Annotated in this window: 1 pseudogene; it reads right to left on the reverse strand. The window is 59.4% G+C overall.

What is annotated here, in order from left to right:
* Window positions 1-325, reverse strand: a pseudogene (locus HMPREF2842_RS04650) (multidrug transporter); the annotation flags it as partial.

The following is a 325-nucleotide window of genomic DNA, read 5'->3' on the forward strand; positions in this document are numbered from 1 at the left end:
CTCCAGAACGTACTGCTTGAACTTCTCGTCACGCTCACGTTCTGCCTTGCGTTCCTGCTCAAGCTGCGCCTGGTACTTGCGGATGAGCGGCATCTGGTATTGTGCCTCCAGGTCGTAGAGCTGCTTGCTCATGCCGACCTGCTGGTTACATTCGGCCTGGATGGTGGCGATGCGGATCTCTTCTTCGGAGGCGGGCTCGTTGAAACCGCCGTTCTTGCTCAGCTGCTCATTCAGCGGGCTTTCCTCGGCTACCGACCCTGCCTTAATGGGGGTGAGCCCCCGGTCAGAGACGCATTGCTTCCACTTCTCTTCGAGCTCGCGGTGC

The organism is Rothia sp. HMSC069C10 (assembly GCF_001812205.1).
Lineage (GTDB): Bacteria > Actinomycetota > Actinomycetes > Actinomycetales > Micrococcaceae > Rothia > Rothia mucilaginosa.